17 protein-coding genes are annotated in these 20469 nt (G+C 66.0%); 6 read left to right on the top strand and 11 right to left on the bottom strand.

Translation table 11 applies throughout. The annotated features are described in order from the left end of the window. Positions 1 to 72 precede the first annotated feature (72 nt). A complete protein-coding gene (locus ACODSU_RS01440; protein ID WP_082753527.1) occupies positions 73 to 1332 on the top strand; it encodes a branched-chain amino acid ABC transporter substrate-binding protein in 1260 nt (419 codons plus the stop codon). Positions 1333 to 1364: 32 nt separating this feature from the next. On the opposite strand, the gene ACODSU_RS01435 is transcribed toward ACODSU_RS01440, so the two are convergent. Further along, positions 1365 to 2141, bottom strand: coding sequence for an SOS response-associated peptidase (locus tag ACODSU_RS01435; protein ID WP_488839510.1), 777 nt, complete (start codon positions 2139 to 2141; stop codon positions 1365 to 1367). 208 nt (positions 2142 to 2349) lie between these two features. Here ACODSU_RS01435 and ACODSU_RS01430 point away from each other — a divergent pair, with 208 nt between their 5' ends. Together ACODSU_RS01430 and ACODSU_RS01425 are read left to right on the top strand one after the other, a co-directional pair. After that, positions 2350 to 3639, top strand: coding sequence for an acyl-CoA dehydrogenase family protein (locus tag ACODSU_RS01430; RefSeq protein WP_488839508.1), 1290 nt, complete (start codon positions 2350 to 2352; stop codon positions 3637 to 3639). Between the two features lie 146 nt (positions 3640 to 3785). Next, positions 3786 to 4355 carry a DUF3617 domain-containing protein gene (locus tag ACODSU_RS01425; RefSeq protein WP_488839506.1) on the top strand — a complete coding sequence of 190 codons (570 nt, stop codon included), beginning with the start codon at positions 3786 to 3788 and terminating at the stop codon, positions 4353 to 4355. On the opposite strand, the gene ACODSU_RS01420 is transcribed toward ACODSU_RS01425, so the two are convergent. The 3 genes from ACODSU_RS01420 to ACODSU_RS01410 all read right to left on the bottom strand — a co-directional run bounded on the left by ACODSU_RS01420 (position 4339) and on the right by ACODSU_RS01410 (position 7733). Beyond that, positions 4339 to 5496, bottom strand: coding sequence for a GGDEF domain-containing protein (locus ACODSU_RS01420; protein WP_488839504.1), 1158 nt, complete (start codon positions 5494 to 5496; stop codon positions 4339 to 4341). The genes ACODSU_RS01425 and ACODSU_RS01420 overlap by 17 nt on opposite strands. 209 nt (positions 5497 to 5705) lie before the next feature. After that, complete coding sequence (locus ACODSU_RS01415; RefSeq protein ID WP_488839502.1) at positions 5706 to 6479, bottom strand: 16S rRNA (uracil(1498)-N(3))-methyltransferase; 774 nt, start codon at positions 6477 to 6479, stop codon at positions 5706 to 5708. Between the two features lie 99 nt (positions 6480 to 6578). After that, on the bottom strand, positions 6579 to 7733 hold the full coding sequence (locus tag ACODSU_RS01410) for an aminoglycoside phosphotransferase family protein (RefSeq protein ID WP_488839500.1): 1155 nt from the start codon (positions 7731 to 7733) through the stop codon (positions 6579 to 6581). 115 nt (positions 7734 to 7848) lie between these two features. Here ACODSU_RS01410 and ACODSU_RS01405 point away from each other — a divergent pair, with 115 nt between their 5' ends. From ACODSU_RS01405 to rsmA, 3 genes are read left to right on the top strand one after another with little or no spacing between them, the layout of a single operon-like run. After that, positions 7849 to 10266, top strand: coding sequence for an LPS-assembly protein LptD (locus ACODSU_RS01405; protein ID WP_488839498.1), 2418 nt, complete (start codon positions 7849 to 7851; stop codon positions 10264 to 10266). A 3-nt stretch (positions 10267 to 10269) separates the two neighbouring features. After that, a complete protein-coding gene (locus ACODSU_RS01400) occupies positions 10270 to 11703 on the top strand; it encodes a peptidylprolyl isomerase (protein WP_488839496.1) in 1434 nt (477 codons plus the stop codon). 52 nt (positions 11704 to 11755) lie between these two features. Then, entirely contained in the window at positions 11756 to 12535 is a 780-nt protein-coding gene (rsmA, locus tag ACODSU_RS01395; RefSeq protein ID WP_488839494.1) for a 16S rRNA (adenine(1518)-N(6)/adenine(1519)-N(6))-dimethyltransferase RsmA, read from the top strand. Positions 12536 to 12803: 268 nt separating this feature from the next. Here rsmA and ACODSU_RS01390 read toward each other — a convergent pair whose 3' ends face one another. From ACODSU_RS01390 to aptA, 7 genes are all read right to left on the bottom strand, one after another. After that, entirely contained in the window at positions 12804 to 13013 is a 210-nt protein-coding gene (locus ACODSU_RS01390) for a hypothetical protein (protein ID WP_015016367.1), read from the bottom strand. Next, entirely contained in the window at positions 12992 to 13417 is a 426-nt protein-coding gene (locus ACODSU_RS01385) for a barstar family protein (protein WP_015016366.1), read from the bottom strand. Before ACODSU_RS01385 ends, ACODSU_RS01390 begins: the two co-directional genes overlap by 22 nt. Before the next feature lie 137 nt (positions 13418 to 13554). After that, entirely contained in the window at positions 13555 to 13962 is a 408-nt protein-coding gene (locus ACODSU_RS01380) for a guanyl-specific ribonuclease (protein WP_015016365.1), read from the bottom strand. 154 nt (positions 13963 to 14116) lie between these two features. Continuing rightward, positions 14117 to 16462, bottom strand: coding sequence for an NADP-dependent malic enzyme (locus ACODSU_RS01375; protein ID WP_015016364.1), 2346 nt, complete (start codon positions 16460 to 16462; stop codon positions 14117 to 14119). Between the two features lie 407 nt (positions 16463 to 16869). Next, the gene (locus ACODSU_RS01370; RefSeq protein WP_488839492.1) at positions 16870 to 18387 is read right to left on the bottom strand and encodes a CoA-acylating methylmalonate-semialdehyde dehydrogenase; all 1518 of its coding nucleotides are present in this window, start codon (positions 18385 to 18387) and stop codon (positions 16870 to 16872) included. Positions 18388 to 18457: 70 nt separating this feature from the next. Then, positions 18458 to 19087, bottom strand: a complete 630-nt coding sequence (locus ACODSU_RS01365) for a DJ-1/PfpI family protein (RefSeq protein ID WP_488839490.1) — start codon at positions 19085 to 19087, stop codon at positions 18458 to 18460. Between the two features lie 20 nt (positions 19088 to 19107). Next, positions 19108 to 20469 (bottom strand): omega-aminotransferase AptA, encoded by a 1362-nt coding sequence (gene aptA, locus ACODSU_RS01360; RefSeq protein WP_488839488.1) that lies wholly within the window; start codon positions 20467 to 20469, stop codon positions 19108 to 19110.

Here is a 20469-nt window from a genome sequence, read left to right as displayed (position 1 = left end):
ACCCCCGCGCGCTGACGGTTTTCGGTTTTGGCTTTCCTTTCGTTCCCACTCACCCACCCCACGGAGACACACATGAACATGGTTCCCAGGAAATGGCCCCGCCATTGGTTGAAGGTCGGCGCATGCGCCGCAGCGCTGGTGATGTCGGCGCACGCCGGGGCGGCCGAGACGGTGAAGATCGGCTTCATCGACCTGCTGTCCGGCCCGTTCGCGCTCACCGGCCAAAGCTCGCTGAACCAGCTGCGCGAGGTGGTGGCCCAGGTCAACGCCAAGGCCGGGCCCAACGAGCCCAAGTTCGAGGTGATGGACTTTGACAACAAGGGCACGCCGCAGGAGAGCCTGAACGCGCTCAAGGCTGCCACTGACCGGGGCGTGCGCTACATCACCCAGGGCGGCGGCTCGGGCGTGGCGCTGGCGCTGGTGGATGCGCTCAACAAGCTCGCCGAGCGCGACCCCGAGCGCGCGACGGTGTACCTGAACTACGCCGCTATGGACCCGCAGCTCACCAATGACCGCTGCAGCTTCTGGCACTTCCGCTTCTATCCGTCGAGCGAGATGAAGATGGAGGCGCTGACCACCTACCTGCAGGGCCGCAAGGATGTGAAGCGCGTGTACCTGCTCAACCAGGACTACACCCACGGCCGCCAGGTCTCCAAGGCCGCCAAGGAATACCTGGCCCGCAAGCGGCCTGACATCGAGATCGTGGGCGATGACTTCATCCCCATCGCGCAGACGCGCGACTTCGCCTCGTACGTGGCCAAGATTGCCGCGACCAAGGCCGACACCGTCATCACCTCCAACTGGGGCAGCGACCTCACGCTGCTGTTCAAGTCCTCGCGCGACTACGGCCTGAACATCAACTACTTCACGCTCAACGCCAACAACCCCGGCACGCCCGCGCAGATCGGGCCGTGGGGCGAAGGCAAGGTCGGGGTGATCTGGAACTGGGTGCACAACGCGCCCACCCCCGAGCTGGAAAAGATCTACGTGGACTACAAGAAGAAGACGGGCGACGACTTTGTGTTTGCGGCCCACTGGAACAGTGTGCACATGCTGCGCGAGGCCATGCGCAAGGCCCAGTCCACCGATGCCAAGAAGGTCGCCTTCGCGCTGGAAAACATGACCTACAAGAGCCCCATGGGCGAGGTGCGCATGCGCAAGACCGACCACCAGCTCGAAGCGCCGCTGTACCTGGGCATCTGGGCCAAGCAGGGCAGCAAGGGCGTGAAGTACGACGCCGAAAAGACCGGCTACGGTTTCCGCTCTGAAGTGGCGTGGGACAACTACATCAGCGCCCAGCCCACGTCGTGCCAGATGAAGCGGCCATCCTAGGCACCCCCCGCGCCGCTCCGGCGGTGCGGGCTTCAACCCAGCCAGCCCTTGGGCACCTTGTCGGCCTTTTTCTCCACGGGATTGGCGGTGAGTTTTTCTGCCGCGTACTGGCGCATGAACTCCTTGGCCTTGTCGGGCCGGGCCGTGAGCCAGGCGTCGTAGGCGCCTTCGTTCAGGATGGCGGGCATGCTCTTTTCGCTGCCGGGCTGGCCGTAGCGGTGCAGCAGGGCATGGTTGTTGGCGTTCACCGTGAGCAGGCAGTAGCTGATGATCACCTCGCCTGACTCGGCCCCTGCGCCCTGCCAGCGCGCCCACAGGCCCGCCACGCCCATCGGCTTGCCGTCCACGCGCGCAACGCGGGTGGGCACGGCCTTGCCGCTGCGCAGGTCGTCTTCATAAAACGCCACCATCGGCACGATGCAGCGCTGGCCGTTCAGCCACGCGTCGCGGAACGCGGTGCCGGTGGAGGCCAGGTCGGACTTGGCGTTGACCAGCTTGGGCGCGCGCAGCTTGGCGTCGGATGCCGACTTGACCCAGTGCGGCACCAGGCCCCATTGCGCGGGCACCAGCACCCGGGTGGAGGCGGCGTCGCTCGGGGTGTCTGAAGCCGTCGTGGGGGCAGCCTCTTCAACCGCACTGACTATGCTGGCCGACCCTTGGACCAGGGCGGTGGCCGTTGCTGCATGCACGATGAAAAAGCCCGGCTTGCGGGGCCACAGGTGGCGTTCACCCAGCGCCGCAGGGGGCTCCACCGCAAACGCCTCGCGGTAGGTGTCGGCATGCTGCAGGGTTTCGTAGTGGGTACTCATGGAGCCATGGTACCTGTGTGGTGATGGGTGTCAGGCCATGTTTCAAGTAAAACGGGTTGGTAGCGCTAGTGCAATATGCCTGACTAGCTATCAATAGCGTAGCAAATGGGATGCCGTCACCGAAGGCTCCCATGCAGGCCGTGATGTGCGTCAAGCCCGTTGTCGCCTGCGTTGTGACGTGTGCTGGCGCGGTTTTCACAATGGCCGCATGGACTTCGCACTCTCCCCCCTGGCCCTTGCACTGCGTGATCGCCTGCTGGCTTTCATGGACCGCTACCTGCTGCCCTACAACGCCGCCTGGCACGCGGCCGTGGCGGCGGGCGACTACCCGCCGCCGTTTGTTGAAGACCTCAAGGCGCTGGCGCGTGAGGAGGGTTTGTGGAACCTGTTCCTGCCCACGCTGCGCGACGACGAGCCGGGCACGCGCCTGTCCAACCTGGACTACGCGCCGCTGGCCGAGGCCATGGGCCGCCTGCCCTGGGCGGCCGAGGTGTTCAACTGCCAGGCGCCAGACACCGGCAACATCGAGCTGCTGCACCGCTTTGCCACGCCCGCGCAGCGCACGCGCTGGCTGGTGCCGCTGCTGCACGGCCAGATGCGATCGGCCTTTGCGATGAGCGAGCCCGATGTGGCCTCGTCCGACCCCACCAACCTGCAGACCACGGTGCGGCGCGAGGGCGATGGCCTGGTGCTCAGCGGCCGCAAGTGGTTCATCACCGGTGCGGCGCACCCGCAGTGCCAGTTGCTCATCGTGCTGTGCCGCAACGCGGATGCCGATAGTGAAGACGGCCACCACCGCCACAGCATGGTGCTGGTGCCGGTGAACACACCGGGTGTGCAGATCGTGCGCAACATCTCCGTGCTGCACCACCACGCGCCGGAGGGGCATTGCGAGATTTTGCTGCGCAGCGTGCGCGTGCCTGCCGACCACCTGCTGGGCGACTGGGGCGCGGGTTTTGCGATGGCGCAGGCGCGCCTGGGGCCCGGCCGTGTGCACCACTGCATGCGCACCATCGGCCAGTGCGAACTGGCGCTGCAACTGGCCACCGAACGCGCGCTGGAGCGCACCGCCTTTGGCAAGCCGCTGGCCGAGCAGGCCAATGTGCAGGAGTGGCTGGCTGAGTCGCGCATCGAGATCGACCAGGCGCGCCTACTGGTGCTGCACGCTGCGTGGCTGCTGGACCAAGGTGACGCTGCCAATGCGCGGCAGGTGCGCGCCCAGGTCGCCGCCATCAAGGTGGTGGCCGCGCGCCTGCAGCAGCGGGTGGTGGACCGGGCCATGCAGATCTTTGGTGCCATGGGCCTGTCGCCCGACACGCCGCTGGCCGCCCTCTGGACCTGGGGCCGCGCGCTGCGGCTGATGGACGGACCCGACGAGGTGCACCTGCGCACCGTGGCGCGGCACGAGCTGGCGCAGGCGCGCGCGGGCCTGGGGGCATCGGCAGCCTACTTCACCACCCCCGAGCAGCTGCGCGCGCCGCCGCACCTGAGCGCCTGAGGGTGGAGACCCAGGGAGACCGTGTGCCCCCTGCGCGCGGGCCGCAGTCGCTACTTCCCACAGTCCGCCTTCCACGGGGTACTTGGCAGCAACGGCCGGTGTGTCGATACTGCTGGCTCCGCCGCTGGCACCGAGGCCTGACCACCATGCACACCCCCACCCACCGCGCTCTCGCCGTTGTCCTCTCCGCCACCGTGCTTGGCCCCGGGCTATGGGCCACGGCCCATGCCCAGACGCAGAAGCTGCGGCCCGGCCTGTGGGAGAACAGCGTGACCATGAAAAGCCAGAGCGGCCAGCTGGAGGCCGCAATGGCGCAGATGCAGAAGTCCATGGCCAGCCTGACGCCCGCGCAGCGCAAGCAGATGGAGCAAGCCATGGCCCAGCAGGGCGTGAGCATGGGCCCCAGCGGCAACACCGTGAAGGTCTGCATCAGCCCCGAGCAGGCCGACCTGGACCGCATTCCGGCGCAGGAGGGCTGCACGCAGAACGTGCAACGCACGGGCCCCAACGCGGTGGCCATGACGTTCAGCTGCAAGGGCGCCCAGGGGCAGCCGCCCACCACGGGCGAAGGAACGATGACCTTCCAGGGCCCCACGGCCTACACGGGCAATTTCAAGGTCAAGACCACGTCGAACGGCAAGCCCGAGCAGATCGACATGGTGCAAAACGGCAAGTGGCTCGCCGCCGACTGCGGCACGATCAAGCCCGTGCGTTAGACCCTGCCGCCACGGTACGGTGGGCGGCAGGCGCCACCACCACACGGTTGCGGCCCAGGGCCTTGGCGTGGTACAGCGCCTGGTCGGCGCGTTCCAGCGTGTGCTCCACGGTGTCTCCGGGCAGGTGCTGCGCCAGGCCGATGGACACCGTGAGGTGCAGCGAGCCAGCGCTGTGGGCAATTTCCAGCGCCTGCACGGCCTGGCGGATGCGTTCGAGCAACTCGCGCGCATGGTCTGCCGAGGTGTCGGTGAGCATCAGCACAAATTCCTCGCCACCCCAGCGGGCCAGCACGTCGGTGTCGCGCACGCTGGCGCGCACCGTGCCCGCAAAGGCCTGCAGCGCGCGGTCTCCGGCGGCGTGGCCGTGCTGGTCGTTGATGGGCTTGAAGTGGTCGATGTCCAGCTGCGCCAGCAGCAGCGGGCGGCCACTGCGCAGGCTGCGGCGGTGCTCCAGCGCCATCAGGTCGAGCATGGCGCGGCGGTTGATGAGGCCCGTCAGGTCGTCGCGGGTGGCCAGTTCGCGGTTGACTTCGAGCGCCTGGGCCAGTGCCTCGCGCTGCTGCTGCAGCTTGGCGCGGATGCGCTGGATGCGCAAGTTCAGCGCAATGCAGCCGCTGAGCACGATGAGCACCATCAGCGCGTAGGCGGTGTCCAGGTAGCCCGAGGCATTGGCATTGAAGCGGGAGCTGACGCCGATGGCGCTGGCAAAGGCCAGCAGCGCATACACGCCAATGCCGATCACCTCAGCCACCGTGAGGCCGAAGGTGCCGAAGAACAGGATCATCGCCAGCACGCTGGGCACCAGCCCGCGTGCATCGCCCGCCAGCACATAGGCCACCGCACCGCTGGTGATGGTCCAGACCATTTGCGGAATGGTGAGCGAAGGGTCGCGCAGGCGGGCGGTTTCGCCCGAGCGGATGAAGGCCGTCATGACCACCAGTCCGCCCACCGACAGGGCGGCCCACCATTGCACGGCGGTCTGGTCCACGGAGGTGCTGGAATGCGCCACCAGCAGCATCACGCCGGCGCTGCCTGCCATCAGCGTGAGCGCCAGCAAGGCCATGCCCACCAGCGTGCGCCGCCGAGGGTCGGTGGAGAGGATCACATCCTTGAGGCGCTGCCAGCGGGCGGGTGGGCGCAAGGTGGGGGGCTCCGGCCAGGAGGGAGGGCCGCGCGGAGCGCGGGCGGGGTGGCCAGGACCCGGGGGATTGGGTGTTACCGACCAGTCGGCGATTTTACGGTGAGGTAACGCCGGGCGTATAGCCCCCCAGGCTCTCGCCGGGCCTTGACCGGGCTTCGTCCGGGTGTGCAGCCCGCGTGGCGAGTCCGGTCTGCGGCGCGGGTGCCGCGCTACAGCGTGAGCGCTGCCAGGGCGGCCAGCGGGGCTGTCTCGGCACGCAGCACGCGGGGGCCCAGCGTGACCGGAGCAAAGCCGTGTTGCACCGCCAGGTCTTCTTCCGCAGGGCTCAGGCCACCCTCGGGGCCGGAGAGGAACAGCACGGGGCGTTGCCCAGCCTCGCTGCCCGTAGCTTCGCGCAGCGGCACGGTACCGGGTCGCAGCGACAGCAGCAGGCGCTGCGGCGTGTCTTGCGCAGCGTGCCCATCGGTGGAGGTCATCCCCTGTCCGGGTGTGCGCAGCCAGCCCACCAGATCGATGGCCGGGTGCACCACGGGCACACGGTTGCGGCCGCATTGTTCGCAGGCGGCCACGGCCACGGCCTGCCAGTGGGCGATTTTCTTGTCGGCGCGCTCGCCCTTGAGCTTGAGCACGCTGCGCTCGGCCACCAGCGGGGTGATGCTGGCCACGCCGAGTTCGGTGGCTTTTTCGACCAGCCAGTCCATGCGCTCGTTGGCGGTGATGCCGGCCAGCAGGTGCACGGCGCGGGGCGCCTCGCGCTCGATGGCGTGGTGTGCGCCCACGAGCACGCGCACATCGCTGCGGCCCATCTTGACGACGGTGGCGTCGAACTCGACACCGGGGTCGCCCGCGCCCTGGCCGCCGTGGAACAGGGTGATGCCGTCACCGGGCTGCAGGCGCAGCACCTGCACATGGCGTGCGGCGCCCGGGGGCAGGTCCAGCTCGGCGCCGGTGGCCAGGGGAGCCGGGCAATGGAAACGGGGCATTTGCTATCTTTGTAATAGCTACTAGCGCATGATTTGTCTGCGCTTGAGCCGGTTTTTGCTTGATTCTTTGGGGCGTGCCGTGAATGCAGGGCGCTGTGGCTACATGCGGCCGTACGCAAAGCCCACCACGGGTTCGGTGCCTTCGATCTGGTCCAGCATCTTGAGCAGCGGCCCCAGCTGGCGGTAGCGGTTGGCTGTGGCGCGGATGTACGCGATGAACCGGGGCGCATCGGCCAGGTACTTGGGCTTGCCGTCGCGCAGCGTCAGCCGCGCAAAAATGCCCGCGACCTTGAGGTGCCGCTGCAGGCCCATCCATTCCACCGCGCGGTAGAACTCGCCAAAGTCATCGCCCCAGCCGCTGGCGCTGTTGGCGCCCAGCAGCCCGGCCTTGCGCGCCTTCTCCCAGTAACGCACGGTAATGTCGATGACGAATTCTTCTTCCCAGCTGATGAAGGCATCGCGCAGCAGGCTGGCGATGTCGTAAGTGATGGGGCCGTAGACCGCGTCCTGGAAGTCCAGCACGCCCAGGGGTGCACCTGCTTCCACCGGCGCCATCAGATTGCGGGTCATGAAGTCGCGGTGCACATAGACGCTGGGGGCGGCCAGGTTGTGCGCCACGATGGCGTCAAAGGCGCTTTGCAGCGTGGCCTGCTGCTTGTCGTCCAGGGCAATGGCGCGGTGTTTGGCCAGGTACCAGTCGGGGAACAGCGCCAGCTCGCGGCGCAGCAGAGGCTCGTCGTAGGCGGGCAGCACGCCGGGGGTGGAAGCCTTTTGCCACTGCAGCAGCACATCGGTGGCCTGCTGGTACCAGGCGTAGGCGTCCTGGGGTTTTTCGGGGTTCAGCCGCTCGATCACGGTCTGGTGGCCCAGGTCGGACAGCAGCATGAAACCTTTGGGCTCATCAAAAGCCAGGATCTGCGGCACGTTCAGCCCGGCGGCGGCCATCAGGCCCTGCACTTGCACAAAGGGCTTGCAGTTCTCCTTGTCGGGCGGTGCATCCATCACGATGCGGCTGGCGCCTGTGGCCGTGTCAATGCGCAGATAGCGGCGGAAGCTGGCATCGGCCGACGCGGGGCGCAGCGTGGCGGGCAGCAACTGGTGCGGTCCCACCAAGGGGGCCAGCCAGGCGTCAAAGGCCGCACGGCGGGCGGCATCAGGCCAGCTGACGGGGGTGGAGGCGGCGGGCGCAGCAGGTGCGGCCACGGTGGCGCCCAGGGGCTGGCCAGCGGGCGATGGGGGGATGGGGTGGCTCATGGATAATCCGATTTTACAAACCGGTCGTGGCTGGCGCCGTGCGCGCTGGCCAGGGCCGGTCCCTTTGTCCGCTACCGCCCCATCACCCCACGTGCCACGCTGCCAGCCACCCACCGTGCAGAACCTCACCTCCCTTCGCGCCCGGCCCGCCACGGCGAAGTCTGCACGGCTGCGGCCCCCCGTGCCCCGCGTGCTGGCCTTGGGCGTTGCGCTGGCCTGGTGTGGCCTGCCTCTGGCGGCCCTGGCCCAGGACGCCGCCGCGCCCAGCGCCTGGGATGCGCCTCCGGCGCTGCGGTCCTCCCCGCTGCTGCAGGAAAAGATTCCCGACGCCGTACGCTCGCAATTGCCCGTGTTTGTGAAGGGCGATCACATCAGCGGCCAGACCGACCTGAACGCACTGATCGAAGGCAATGCTGAACTGCGCCGTGGCGACACGGTCATCCGCGCGGACCGGCTGGACTACAACGTGCCCGAGGACCTGGCCAAGGCCAACGGCAAGGTGCGCATCAACCGCGCCGGCAACGTCTACGAAGGCACGGCGCTGGAGCTGCGGGTGGAGGCCTTCGAGGGCTTCTTCAGCGACGCGCGCTACCGCTTCCTGGCCACGCAGGCGCATGGAGACGCGACGCGGGTGGACTTTGTGGACCGCTACCGCGCCGTGGTGCACAACGGTACCTACACCACCTGCGAGCGTGGTAACGAAGAAAGCTGGCAGCCCGACTGGGTGCTGCGCGCCGCCACCATCCGCATCGACAACGAGGAAGAGGTCGGCACGGCCGAAGACGCGGTGCTGGAGTTCAAGGGCATCTCGGTGCTGCCCATTCCGTACATCACCTTCCCGCTGTCGGAAAAGCGCAAGTCCGGCCTGCTGCCACCCACCATCGGGCTCGACAGCCGCGATGGCGTGACCTACATGCAGCCGTACTACTGGAACATCGCCCCCAACCGCGATGCCACCTTGCGTGCTGCGCTCATGACCAAGCGGGGGGCCAATGTGGGCGGCGAGTTCCGCTACCTGGAGCCGACCTACAAGGGTCAGATCAGCGCCGATGTGATGCCCACCGACCGCCTGCGCGACCGGGTGCGCTGGAGCTTCAGCGGCAAGCACGAGGGCGCGTTCGATACGGCCATCGGTGGGCTGGGGCTGAACCTAAACCTCAACCGGGTTAGCGACGATAACTACTGGCGCGACTTCAGCCGCGCCACCGAGCAGCTGCGCCAGCGCCTGTTGCCCAACGATGCCATCCTGTCCTGGGGCCGCAACGACATGTCGGCCACGGTGCGCACCCTCAAATGGCAGACGCTGCAGGATGTCACCTCGCCCATCGTGCCGCCGTATGACCGCATGCCGCAGGTGCAATGGCGCTACAACCCCTCGCAGCTGGGCGGCGGATTCGACGCCAGCGTCGAGCTGGACACCACGCGCTTCGAAGCAGCCCGCGCGCTCACCGGCCAGCCCAACGCCGACCGCAGCTACGCCATGGCGCAGATCAGCCGCCCCTTCCTGTCGCCGGGCGGCTTCATCACCCCGCGCCTGCAGCTGCATGCCACGCAGTACCAGTTTGATTCGGCCCTCTCCAACGGCCAGCGCTCGGCCAGCCGCACACTGCCCACCTTCAGCCTGGACAGCGGCCTGGTGTTCGAGCGCGACACCGCCTACTTCGGCCGGGCCTTCCTGCAGACGCTGGAGCCCCGGGCGTTCTACACCTACACGCCCTACCGCGACCAGAGCATGCTGCCGGTGTACGACACGGCGGCCAATGACTTCAACTTTGCAACCATCTACACCGAGAACGCGTTTGGCGGCAACGACCGGCTGGCCGACAACAACCTGCTGACCCTGGGCGTGACCACCCGCCTGCTGGACCCCGACACCGGTGCCCAGGCCGCGCGCTTCGGCATTGCGCAGCGGGTGCGGTTCTCGGACCAGAAGGTGACCTTGCCAGGCGGCACGCCGGTGAGCGAGCGCCTGTCGGACCTGCTGCTGGGCGCGGGCATCAACTGGACACCCCAGTGGGGCTTTGACTCCACCGTGCAGTACAACCCCAAGACCGGGCAGTCCATCCGCTCCACCATCGGCGCGCGCTACAGCCCCAGCAACTACCGCACTGTGAGCGCGGCCTACCGCCTGCAGCGTGGCACCAGCGAGCAGATCGACATCGGCTGGCAGTGGCCGCTGAACGACCTGTGGGGCGACAAGGGCAAGGACCTGGGCCCCGGCCGTGGCCAGGGCGGCGGGCGCTGGTACAGCGTGGGCCGTCTGAACTACAGCATGAAGGACCGCAAGCTGGTGGACACCGTGGTGGGCTTCGAGTACGACAGCTGCTGCTGGATCGGCCGTGTGGTGCTGGAGCGCCTGCAAAGCAGCGTGACCAGCTCCAACACGCGCCTGCTGTTCCAGATCGAATTCGTGGGCTTCTCCCGCCTGAGCCTGGGTTCCAGCCCGCTCGACTCCTTCAAGCAAAATGTGCCGCGTTACCAGAACCTGCGCGAGCAGGTATCCACGCCCAGCCGCTTCAGCAACTACGACTAGACCATGAATCACCGTGTACTCGCACTGGCCTTGACGGCCGCGTTGGCATCCCTCGTGGCGCAAGGCGCTGCGGCCCAGGGCCTGCGTCCTTCGGGGGCCTCGTCTTCGGGCAAGACCGGGTTGTCCTCCTCGCCGTCGTCGCTGACCGCGCGCCCTGCGGCCGTGCCCTCCATCACCTTGCCTGCGCCCTCCGCCAGCACCGCTCCGCGCTCGGCCGATTTCATCGTGGCGGTGGTCAACTCCGAGCCCGTGACCAACTACGAGGTGCGCTCGCGCCTGGCACGTGCCGAGGCGCAGATCGCCAAGCAGGGCGGTGCCATGCCACCGCGCGATGCACTGGCGCGTGAGGTTCTCGAACGCATCATTCTGGAAAAGGTGCAGCTGCAGCAGGCGCGCGAATCGGGCATCAAGGTCGATGACTACGCCGTGTCGCAGGCCGAGCAGGGTGTGGCCCGCCAGAACGACATGACAGTGGACGAGCTGTATGCGCGCCTGGCCCGCGACGGCATGAGCAAGGACCGTTTTCGCGAAGAGTTGCGCAACCAGCTGCTGCAGCAGCGTCTGCGTGAACGCGAAGTCGAAGCACGCGTGAAGGTGAGCGACCTGGACGTGGACCAGTTCCTGCGCGAAGAGCAAAAAGGCACGGACATCACCGTCATGGAGATCAACCTCGGCCATGTGCTGGTGGTGGTGCCTGAAAACGCCACCCCCGCGCAAGTGGCCGAACGGCAGGCACGCGCACAGCGCGCGGCCGACAAGGTGCGTGCGGGCGAAGACTTTGCAGCGGTGGCCCGCGAGTTCTCCGATGCGCCCGAAGGCCAGCGGGCTGGCGGGTTGCTGGGCTTGCGGCCTGCAGACCGTTATCCGGAACTGTTTGTGAACTCCACCCTCGGCCTGCCGGTGGGCTCCATCGTGGGCCCGGTGCGCTCGCCGGCGGGCTTTCACGTGCTCAAGGTGGTGGAACGTGTGACGGCCGGGATGCCGACCACGGTGGTGCAAAACCACGCGCGCCATATCCTTCTGCGCACGGGCCCCCAGTTGTCCGAGGCCGCCGCCGCCGCGCGTCTGGCCGACTACCGCCGTCGCGTGCTGGCCGGGCAGGCCGACTTTGCAGCCTTGGCACGCGAGCATTCGCAGGATGGCAGCTCCAAGGAGGGCGGAGATCTGGGCTGGGCCAACCCCGGCCGGTATGTGCCCGAGTTCGAGCAGGCGCTGGACGCCCTCAAGCCCGGCGACATCAGCGAACCTGTGGTCTCGCGTTTTGGCGTGCACCTGATCCAGCTGCTGGAGCGCCGCGAGGCCAAGCTCACCCAGCGCGAGCAGCGCGACATGGCACGCAACGTGGTGCGCGAGAAGAAACTCGACGAGGCCTATGCCACCTGGGCGCAAGAGCTGCGCGGGCGCGCGTATGTCGAGTACCGCGAGCCACCCCAATGAGTGCAGGCCCTAGCTCCCAGCAGTCCCAGACACCACAACAGATAAGGTCGCGTTGAAACACATTCCCCGCAAGCGCTTCGGACAACATTTCTTGTCCGACCAGGGCATCATCGACGGCATCGTGCAGGCCATTGCGCCGTTGCCCGGCCAGCCCATGGTCGAGATCGGGCCCGGCCTGGCCGCGCTGACGCAGCCCCTGGTGGAGCGCTTGGGGCGCCTTACCGTCATCGAACTGGACCGCGACCTGGCCCTGCGCCTGCGTCTGCATGGGCAGCTCGATGTGATCGAGTCCGACGTGCTGAAGGTGGACTTCACGGCGCTCGCGCAGACTCTGCGCGACAAGGCCGGGCAGCCGGGATTGCGGCTGCGGGTGGTGGGCAACTTGCCCTACAACATCTCCACCCCCATCCTTTTCCATCTGCTGGACCATGTGCAGGTCATCGAAGACCAGCACTTCATGCTGCAAAAGGAAGTGATCGACCGCATGGTGGCCAGCCCCGCCACGGGCGACTACGGGCGCCTGTCGGTCATGCTGCAGTGGCGCTACGCCATGGAAAACGTGCTGTTCGTGCCGCCCGAGAGCTTCGACCCCCCGCCCCGCGTGGACAGCGCCGTCGTGCGCATGGTGCCCCATGCCGAACCTGCGCCGTTATCGGTACCGCTGCTGGAGGAGCTGGTCCAAGTGGCTTTCAGCCAGCGCCGCAAGCTGCTGCGCCACACGCTGGGCCGCTGGCTCGAAGCCCGCCAGTTTGCTGGTGAATTCGACACCCAGCGCCGCGCCGAGGAAGTGCCCGTGGCCGAGTACGTGGCACTGGCACAGAACTGCTCTTGAATTAATAGCTGACAGCGCTTGTTCGATGTGCTCTAGGCAGCTTTTCTATCCAGCAAGGTGCGTTGGGTGGCACTGAGCTAGCAGGCGCACTTCAACCAATGCCGTGCCTGCAGCTACAACGCTGGACCTCGTAATAGCCATGGCAACTGTCGCTGCCCAGACCAGAGACACCGCGCAAGGGCCGCCCCGCCACGCTGGTGTCGTCCCCCTTCCCGGCGAAGCCGAGAGAAGGGGGAAGCGGCGTAGCCGCTCAAGGGGATGTACCGAGTTATGCGGCGCTGAGCCAATACCCGGCGTTGAAAGGGCTGCTCATGCGCAGCGCCATGGGCGATACGTCCACAAGTTTGTCCGTGGGCATCTTTTCAGCGGGTTCGCCGTTGATCTCGATGCCTTCGACGGCCTGGGTGTCGCTAGCCTCGTTCGCCCGTTCTGCTTGGCTGGTGGATGCAGAACGGGCTACAGAAAAGAATAGAAACACCGGAAGGGGATCTTGCGATCACCCCAGTAGTCGGCCGCGTCACGGAAGATGTCGAGCAGCTGCTCGCGCGCTTCCTTGTCGAACTTGCCCGTGGCAGGAATCTGCTCCAGCACCACAATGAAACCAGGCTGCGGGCCCGATTTGTGCAAAGGGTCTGTCATGCAGTCGTACAACGCATCGAAGTTCTTGCCGAAGTGCGATGGGAACGTGAATTGGGCGGCAATCAGGTCGAGCACATCCTGCTTGGACTGTGCGTGGGCCAGATTGGCGTACAAGAAATGGTGACCCATGGAGGTGGCTGCATCCTGCAGGTCCTGCACGCGGAAGGCGCGAATGGACTGCACGATGTTGGTGCGCACGCCACGCAGTGGCGTTTCCAGGTCTTTACGAAGTGGCGTCTGCATCTCCGCTACTCTTTCTTTATAAAGTCCACAAACTTCTGGCATCTCACAGGCTGCAGGATGCGGCCTGTGAATGGGGAATTCAATGGGGCGCGGCGTACGTTTTCAGGGATGGGCTGGCTGGCGCACACCGCAGGGGGTTACTCGACGATCTCGCGAAAACTGGCGTAGTGGTCGCTGGTGTAGTAGCAGGCGTCCGGTGTCCGGGGCTTGCCGCCACACACGATGCGCCGGGCTCCCCGGTCGCGCGATCCTGGTGTTCTGACGGTGTATTCACGGTAGTAGCCCCGCTTTTGGGCGGGCAACAGCCGTTCGCGATTGCCAAAAACCGATCCGTCCTTGTCGTACGGAAAGGGTCCGCCCTCACGGATCAGCGCATACGTTGTCCGCCCTTGGGGCGGCAACTCGGCCAGTGCGATGGGGGTGGTGGACCCGCTTTCGGACGGGGATTTCCGGGCATGTCCCGCGACCGGAGACAGCACGAAAGCGACACCCAAAACACACAATAACCCTGCCTTGCGCGCCCGGGTGGCTACAGCCTTCAGCATCAACGAACCTTTCAGAAACTACGGGTTAACCCGAAATTTCGAGCCGCTAGTGTCGCTCAACGGTCCCCAAAAAGCAAGCGTCTGCACAAAGATTGGGCAGACGCTGAAGGGCTTTGCAAGGGTTTTAAGTTAGCACTTGCTACCGGACATTGGCTTATCTCGCCACGTTGGCATCGGCCACGGTAAGGGCTGTCATGTTCACGATACGGCGCACGGTGGCGCTCGGTGTCAGGATATGAACCGGCTTGGCCGCCCCCAGCAGCACGGGGCCGATGGCGATGCCGCCACCCGCCGCCGTCTTGAGCAGGTTGTAGGCAATGTTGGCGGCGTCGATGTTGGGGAACACCAGCAGGTTGGCGTCGCCAGTCAGCTCGCTGCTGGGCATGAGTGCCGAACGGGCCTTGCCGTCCAGCGCCACGTCGCCATGCATTTCGCCGTCCACTTCCAGCCAGGGCGCCTGCTGGCGCAGCAGCTCCAGGGTCTGGCGCATCTTTACCGCGCTGGGGCTGTTGCTGGTGCCGAAGTTGGAGTGCGACAGCAGCGCGGCCTTGGGCTTGATGCCAAAGCGCATCATTTCCTCGGCGGCCAGGGCGGTGATCTCGGCCAGCTCCTGCGGCGTGGGGTCGTAGTTGACGTGCGTGTCCACCAGGAACACCTGGCGGCCGGGCAGCATCAGGCCGTTCATGCAGGCGTACACCGGCACGTCCTGTGCGGTGCTGTCGGCGCCGCCCGCGTGCTTACCGATGACCTGGTCGATGTACATCAGGTGGTTGGCGGTGGTGCCCCAAGTACCGCAGATCAGGCCGTCCACTTCGCCCTTGTGCAGCATCATCGAACCGATGAGCGTGAGGCGGCGGCGCATCTCGATCTTGGCAACCTGCTGGGTGATGCCCTTGCGCTCGGTCATGCGGTGGTAGGTCTGCCAGAAGTCGCGGTAGCGGTGGTCGAAGTCGGTGTTGACCACGTCGTAGTCCACGCCTTCCTTCAGGCGCAGGCCAAACTTTTCGATGCGCTGGGCGATGATGGCGGGGCGGCCGATCAGCGTGGGGCGGGCAACCTTCTCGTCCACCACGATCTGTGCAGCGCGCAGCACACGTTCTTCTTCGCCCTCGGCATAGGCCACACGCTTCTTGGCAGCATTGCGGGCCGCGTCGAAGATGGGCTTCATCGTCGTGCCCGAGGCATACACAAAGGTCTGCAGACGGTCGCGGTAAGCGTCCATGTCGGCGATGGGTCGCTGCGCCACGCCGCTGTCCATGGCGGCCTGGGCCACTGCGGGCGCGATCTTCATCATCAGCCGTGGGTCGAACGGCTTGGGGATCAGGTATTCGGGGCCGAAGGTCAGCTTCTCGCCCACGTAGGCGGCTGCCACCACCTCGCTTTGCTCGGCCTGGGCCAGCTCGGCAATCGCGTGCACGGCCGCAATTTCCATCTCATCGGTGATGGTGGTGGCGCCGCAGTCCAATGCCCCACGGAAGATGTACGGAAAGCACAAGACGTTGTTCACCTGGTTCGGATAGTCCGACCGGCCCGTGGCCATGATGATGTCGTTGCGCACGCTGTGCGCCAGCTCGGGCGTGATCTCGGGGTTGGGGTTCGCCAGGGCGAAGATCACTGGGCGCTCGGCCATGGTGGCCACCATTTCGGGCTTGAGCACGTTGCCGGCCGACAGGCCCAGGAACACGTCGGCGCCCACCATCACCTCGGCCAGCTTGCGCGCGTCGGTCTTCTGCATGAACTGGCGCTTGTCGTCGTCCATCAGTTCTTCGCGGCCTTCATAGACCACACCGGCCAGGTCGGTGACGAACACGTTCTTGCGCTGCACGCCCACCTTGAGCAGCAGGTTCAGGCAGGCCAAGGCCGCAGCGCCCGCGCCGCTGGTGACCAGCTTCACGTCTTCAATCTTCTTGCCTGCCACCTTCAGCGCATTCACGATGGCAGCCGCCACCGTGATCGCTGTGCCGTGCTGGTCGTCGTGGAAGACCGGGATCTTCATGCGCTTGCGCAGCTCGCGTTCCACGTAGAAGCAATCGGGGGCCTTGATGTCTTCGAGGTTGACGGCGCCAAAGGTGGGCTCCAGCGCTGCGATCACCTCCACCAGTTTGGCGGGGTCCTTTTCGTCGATCTCGATGTCGAACACATCGACACCTGCGAACTTCTTGAACAGGACGGCCTTGCCTTCCATCACCGGCTTGGAGGCCAGCGCGCCAATGTCGCCCAGGCCCAGCACGGCGGTGCCGTTGGAAATCACGGCGACCAGATTGCCACGCGAGGTGTAGCGGAAGGCGTTGGCAGGGTCCTTGACGATCTCTTCGCAAGGGGCAGCCACGCCGGGCGAGTAGGCCAGCGCGAGATCGTGCTGGTTGATCATCTGTTTGGTCGCGGCAATAGCCAACTTACCCGGCTTGGGAAACTCGTGGTACTCGAGAGCGGCACGGCGCAACTGGGCACGCTTGTCGGAATCGTTGTTGTTGTTCTGGGCCGTGGTGTTCTCGGGCATTCAGTGTCTCCAACTCAGGGGTGAGGGGCCAAAACCGTACTCCAGCGGGTCTGCAGCAGGCTGTCAGCTTTGTAAGGGTCTGCGATTGTAGGGGGATGTGCGTAAAAACCCTAGTAAGCGAATCTGCTTACCTGCGGGCTGTTTGCCCATTCATTGTGTCGTGTGGACAGGGTTTTGAGACCCCCATATCCATGCACATAAGCTATGAGGTGTTTTGCTTTTTGAGGAGGAACACCGTGCTTGCCCGAAACGGGTCGCTTCATGCACCCTTCTGGCGTCAAAAGGGTGCATGCCGCGCCAGCCGTGCTCGTTGGGATGGCTTGACTTCCAACGCTCTGGCGAGGCATGGAACGAAAAAGGCCCCGCATGGGGCCTTTGTCGTTGAAGCGTAGACGCCGACGGATGCTTCAGCGGCTACTCGGAAAGCTGAACACCGCCCCCTCACGCACGCCCGCCGAGGGCCAGCGCTGCGTAATGGTCTTGCGCTTGGTGTAGAAGCGCACGGCGTCGGGACCGTAGGCGTGCAGGTCGCCGAACAGGCTGCGCTTCCAGCCGCCGAACGAGTGGTAGGCCACCGGCACGGGCAGGGGCACGTTCACGCCCACCATGCCGACCTGGATGTGGTCGGTGAAGTAGCGGGCGGCCTCGCCGTCGCGGGTGAAGATGCAGGTGCCGTTGCCGTACTCGTGGTCGTTGATGAGCTGCATGGCTTCCTGCAGCGTCTTCACACGCACCACGCCGAGCACGGGGCCGAAGATTTCTTCCTGGTAGATCTTCATGCCGGGCTTGACGTTGTCGAACAGGCAGGCGCCCAGGAAGTAGCCTTCCTCATGGCCCGCCACCTTCACGCCACGGCCGTCCACCACCAGTGTTGCGCCTTCGGCCACGCCGCTGTCCACGTAGGCCTTCACCTTCTCGAAGTGGGGCTTGGTGACCAGCGGGCCCATGTCGTTGCTGTTGTCGGTGCCGGGGCCGACCTTCATCTTGGCGATCTCGGTCTTGAGGCCCGCGATCACGGCGTCACCCACTTCGTCGCCCACGGCGACCAGCAGAGGGATGGCCATGCAGCGCTCGCCACACGAGCCGTAGGCCGCGCCCATCAGCGCGCTCACGGCGTTGCCTACGTCGGCGTCAGGCATCAGCACGGCGTGGTTCTTGGCACCGCCCAGGGCCTGCACGCGCTTGCCGTGTTTGCAGCCTTCGGCGTAGATGTATTCGGCAATGGGGGTGGAGCCCACAAAGCTCACGGCCTTGACGCGGGGGTCGCGCAGCAGCGTGTCTACAGCCAGCTTGTCGCCGTTGACCACGTTCAGAACGCCGGGCGGCAAGCCCGCTTCCAACGCGAGCTGGGCAATGAACAGCGTGGAGGAGGGATCGCGCTCCGAAGGCTTGAGCACAAAGGTGTTGCCGCAGGCCACGGCCATAGGCCACATCCACAGCGGCACCATGGCCGGAAAGTTGAAGGGCGTGATGCCAGCGGTGACGCCCAGCGCTTGGAACTCACTCCATGAGTCAATGCTGGGACCCACGTTGCGGCTGTGCTCGCCCTTGAGCAGTTCGGGCGCGTAGCTCGCGTATTCCACGTTCTCAATGCCGCGCTGCAGCTCGCCGTGCGCGTCGGCCAGCACCTTGCCGTGTTCGGCGGTGATCAGGGCGGCGATCTTGTCGGCGTTTTCTTCCAGCAGGACTTTCAGCTTGCTCATCACGCGCGCACGCTTGAGCGGCGGCGTGTTGCGCCAGGCCGGAAACGCGGCCTCGGCCGAGGCAATGGCCGCCTCGACCGTGGCCTGGCTTGCCAGGGCCACGCTGGTGGTGGACAGGCCGGTGGCGGGGTCAAACACGGGCTGCGTACGGGCGGTGTCGGCGACGATCTGGCCGTCGATCAGGTGGCCGATGGTGGTGGTGACGTTTTTGTCGTGGTTCATGGTGATTTCAAGTAAAAAGTGCCACAAGCGCTAGTGACACATGCGCTGATAGCTATCAAATTTATAGTATTCAAGCCGCAGCAGCCTGGGGCTCCAGCGCGGGCAGCACATGCCCCAAGGCGCGGTCGATGAACTCCTGCTTCTCGCCCACCGGGGCAAAGTAGTGCAGCACCTCGCGCGCGGCGTCCAGCCCCTTGAGGCGTGCCAGCAGCCACGCCACCAGGTACTGCGACGCCAGGCACCCACCCGCCGTGGCCACGTTGCGACGGGCCGTGAAGGCGCGCGGAACCACGTCCACGCCGGACTCCACCACCCAGGGCTTGCTGGTCAGGTCCGTGCAGGCGGGCGTGCCGCTTAGCAGCCCCAGGCGGCTGAGCAAAAAAGTGCCCGAGCACTGCGCCGCCAGCAATTGGCGGTCAGGGTTCAGCGCACGCAGCTGCTCCATCAGCGCCGGGGTGTTCGCCACCTCGCGCGTCTTCATGCCGCTGCCCACCAGCACCGCATCGGCCTGGGCCAACTGGCTCAGGTCTTCATGTGCGTCGATGGTGAGGCCGTTCATGGACGTGACGCGCGGCGTGGGGCTCGCAATGCGCACCTGCCAGTCCGTGTCGCCCAGCAGCGCGATGCGGCTGAGCATGCCAAACGCCACGAGCGAGTCGAGGTCGTTGAAGGCGTCGAAGGTGAGGATGGAAATGCGCATGGGCCGGTCGGGCTTGTGCCTCAAGCCGTTTCTTGCAGGGCGTCGCCCAGGGCGCTGATCAGGCGGTCAATCTCGGCCTGGGTGCTGATGAAGGGCGGTGCCAGCTGGATGGTGTCGCCACCGTAGCGTACGTAAAAGCCCTTCTTCCAGCAGTTCATCGCAATTTCATACGGGCGCTTGGCGGGCTCGCCGGGCACAGCGGCAATCGTGAAGCCTGCAGCCAGGCCAAAGTTGCGGATGTCGGCCACATGCTTGGCGCCCTTGAGGCTGTGCACCGCCTGCTCAAAGTACGGGGCCAGCGCCTTCACGCGGCCGATCATGTCTTCCTTTTGCAGGATGTCGAGCGCCGCAATGCCCGCTGCGCAGGCCACGGGGTGGGCCGAGTAGGTGTAGCCGTGCGGGAATTCGAGCATGTACTCCGGCCCGCCTGCGACCATGAAGGTGTCGTAAATTTCCTTGGTGGCCACCACGCCGCCCAGCGGCTGCGCGCCGTTGGTGACCTGCTTCGCAAAGTTCAGGATGTCGGGCGTCACGCCAAAGGCCTCGGCACCCGTCCAGGCGCCGCTGCGGCCAAAACCGCTGATCACCTCGTCAAAAATCAGCAAGATGTTGTTTTGTGTGCAGATCTCGCGCAGGCGTTGCAGGTAGCCCACGGGCGGGATCACCACACCGGCCGAGCCAGAGAAGGGCTCGACGATCACGGCGGCGATGTTCGATGCATCGTGCAGCGCAATCACTTCCAGCAAGCGGTCGGCCAGCTCTTTGCCCGTGGGCGGCATGCCCTTGTGGAACGAGCCCGCAGGTGGCTGGGTGTGGGGCAGGTGGTCGGCCTCCACGCCCTGGCCAAACAGCTTGCGGTTGGCCACGATGCCGCCCACCGAGATGCCGCCAAAGTTCACGCCGTGGTAGCCCTTTTCGCGGCCGATCAGGCGCGTCTTGGTGCCCTGGCCCTTGGCGCGCCAGTAGGCGCGGGCCATCTTCAGAGACGTGTCGGCCGACTCGGAGCCTGAGCCGGTGAAGAACACGTAGTCCAGCCCTGCGGGCGTCAGCTCTTTGACGCGGTTGGCCAGCTCGAACGACAGCGGGTGGCCAAACTGGAAGGCGGGCGCGTAATCGAGCTTCATGGCCTGCTTGCCGATGGCCTCGGCGATCTCGCGGCGGCCATGGCCCAGGCCCGCGCACCACAGGCCCGAGAGGCCGTCAAAAATTTTGCGGCCTTCGGAGTCGGTGTAGTAGGCACCGCTGCCCTCCACGATCATGCGCGGGTTGGCCTTGAACTGGCGGTTGCCGGTGTAGGGCATCCAGTGCGCGTCCAGCCATTCGGCGTCCATGCGGGGGCCTTCGGCACCGGCGGCGGGTTTTTCGATGTTGACGAAGCTCAT

The organism is Acidovorax sp. FG48 (assembly GCF_057809085.1).
Note: the sequence above shows the minus strand (reverse complement) of the source record. Positions and strands in the feature narration are given on the sequence as shown.

What these genes read in the sequence shown, in the direction of transcription:
- ACODSU_RS01380 (WP_015016365.1), bottom strand. Translation starts at nt 13,962, where the DNA reads ATGCTGAAGGCTGTAGCCACCCGGGCGCGCAAGGCAGGGTTATTGTGT.
- ACODSU_RS01440 (WP_082753527.1), top strand. Translation starts at nt 73, where the DNA reads ATGAACATGGTTCCCAGGAAATGGCCCCGCCATTGGTTGAAGGTCGGC.
- ACODSU_RS01410 (WP_488839500.1), bottom strand. Translation starts at nt 7,733, where the DNA reads ATGAGCCACCCCATCCCCCCATCGCCCGCTGGCCAGCCCCTGGGCGCC.
- aptA (WP_488839488.1), bottom strand. Translation starts at nt 20,469, where the DNA reads ATGAGCTTCGTCAACATCGAAAAACCCGCCGCCGGTGCCGAAGGCCCC.
- ACODSU_RS01375 (WP_015016364.1), bottom strand. Translation starts at nt 16,462, where the DNA reads ATGCCCGAGAACACCACGGCCCAGAACAACAACAACGATTCCGACAAG.
- ACODSU_RS01435 (WP_488839510.1), bottom strand. Translation starts at nt 2,141, where the DNA reads ATGAGTACCCACTACGAAACCCTGCAGCATGCCGACACCTACCGCGAG.
- ACODSU_RS01370 (WP_488839492.1), bottom strand. Translation starts at nt 18,387, where the DNA reads ATGAACCACGACAAAAACGTCACCACCACCATCGGCCACCTGATCGAC.
- ACODSU_RS01365 (WP_488839490.1), bottom strand. Translation starts at nt 19,087, where the DNA reads ATGCGCATTTCCATCCTCACCTTCGACGCCTTCAACGACCTCGACTCG.
- ACODSU_RS01415 (WP_488839502.1), bottom strand. Translation starts at nt 6,479, where the DNA reads ATGCCCCGTTTCCATTGCCCGGCTCCCCTGGCCACCGGCGCCGAGCTG.
- ACODSU_RS01400 (WP_488839496.1), top strand. Translation starts at nt 10,270, where the DNA reads ATGAATCACCGTGTACTCGCACTGGCCTTGACGGCCGCGTTGGCATCC.
- ACODSU_RS01425 (WP_488839506.1), top strand. Translation starts at nt 3,786, where the DNA reads ATGCACACCCCCACCCACCGCGCTCTCGCCGTTGTCCTCTCCGCCACC.
- ACODSU_RS01385 (WP_015016366.1), bottom strand. Translation starts at nt 13,417, where the DNA reads ATGCAGACGCCACTTCGTAAAGACCTGGAAACGCCACTGCGTGGCGTG.
- ACODSU_RS01430 (WP_488839508.1), top strand. Translation starts at nt 2,350, where the DNA reads ATGGACTTCGCACTCTCCCCCCTGGCCCTTGCACTGCGTGATCGCCTG.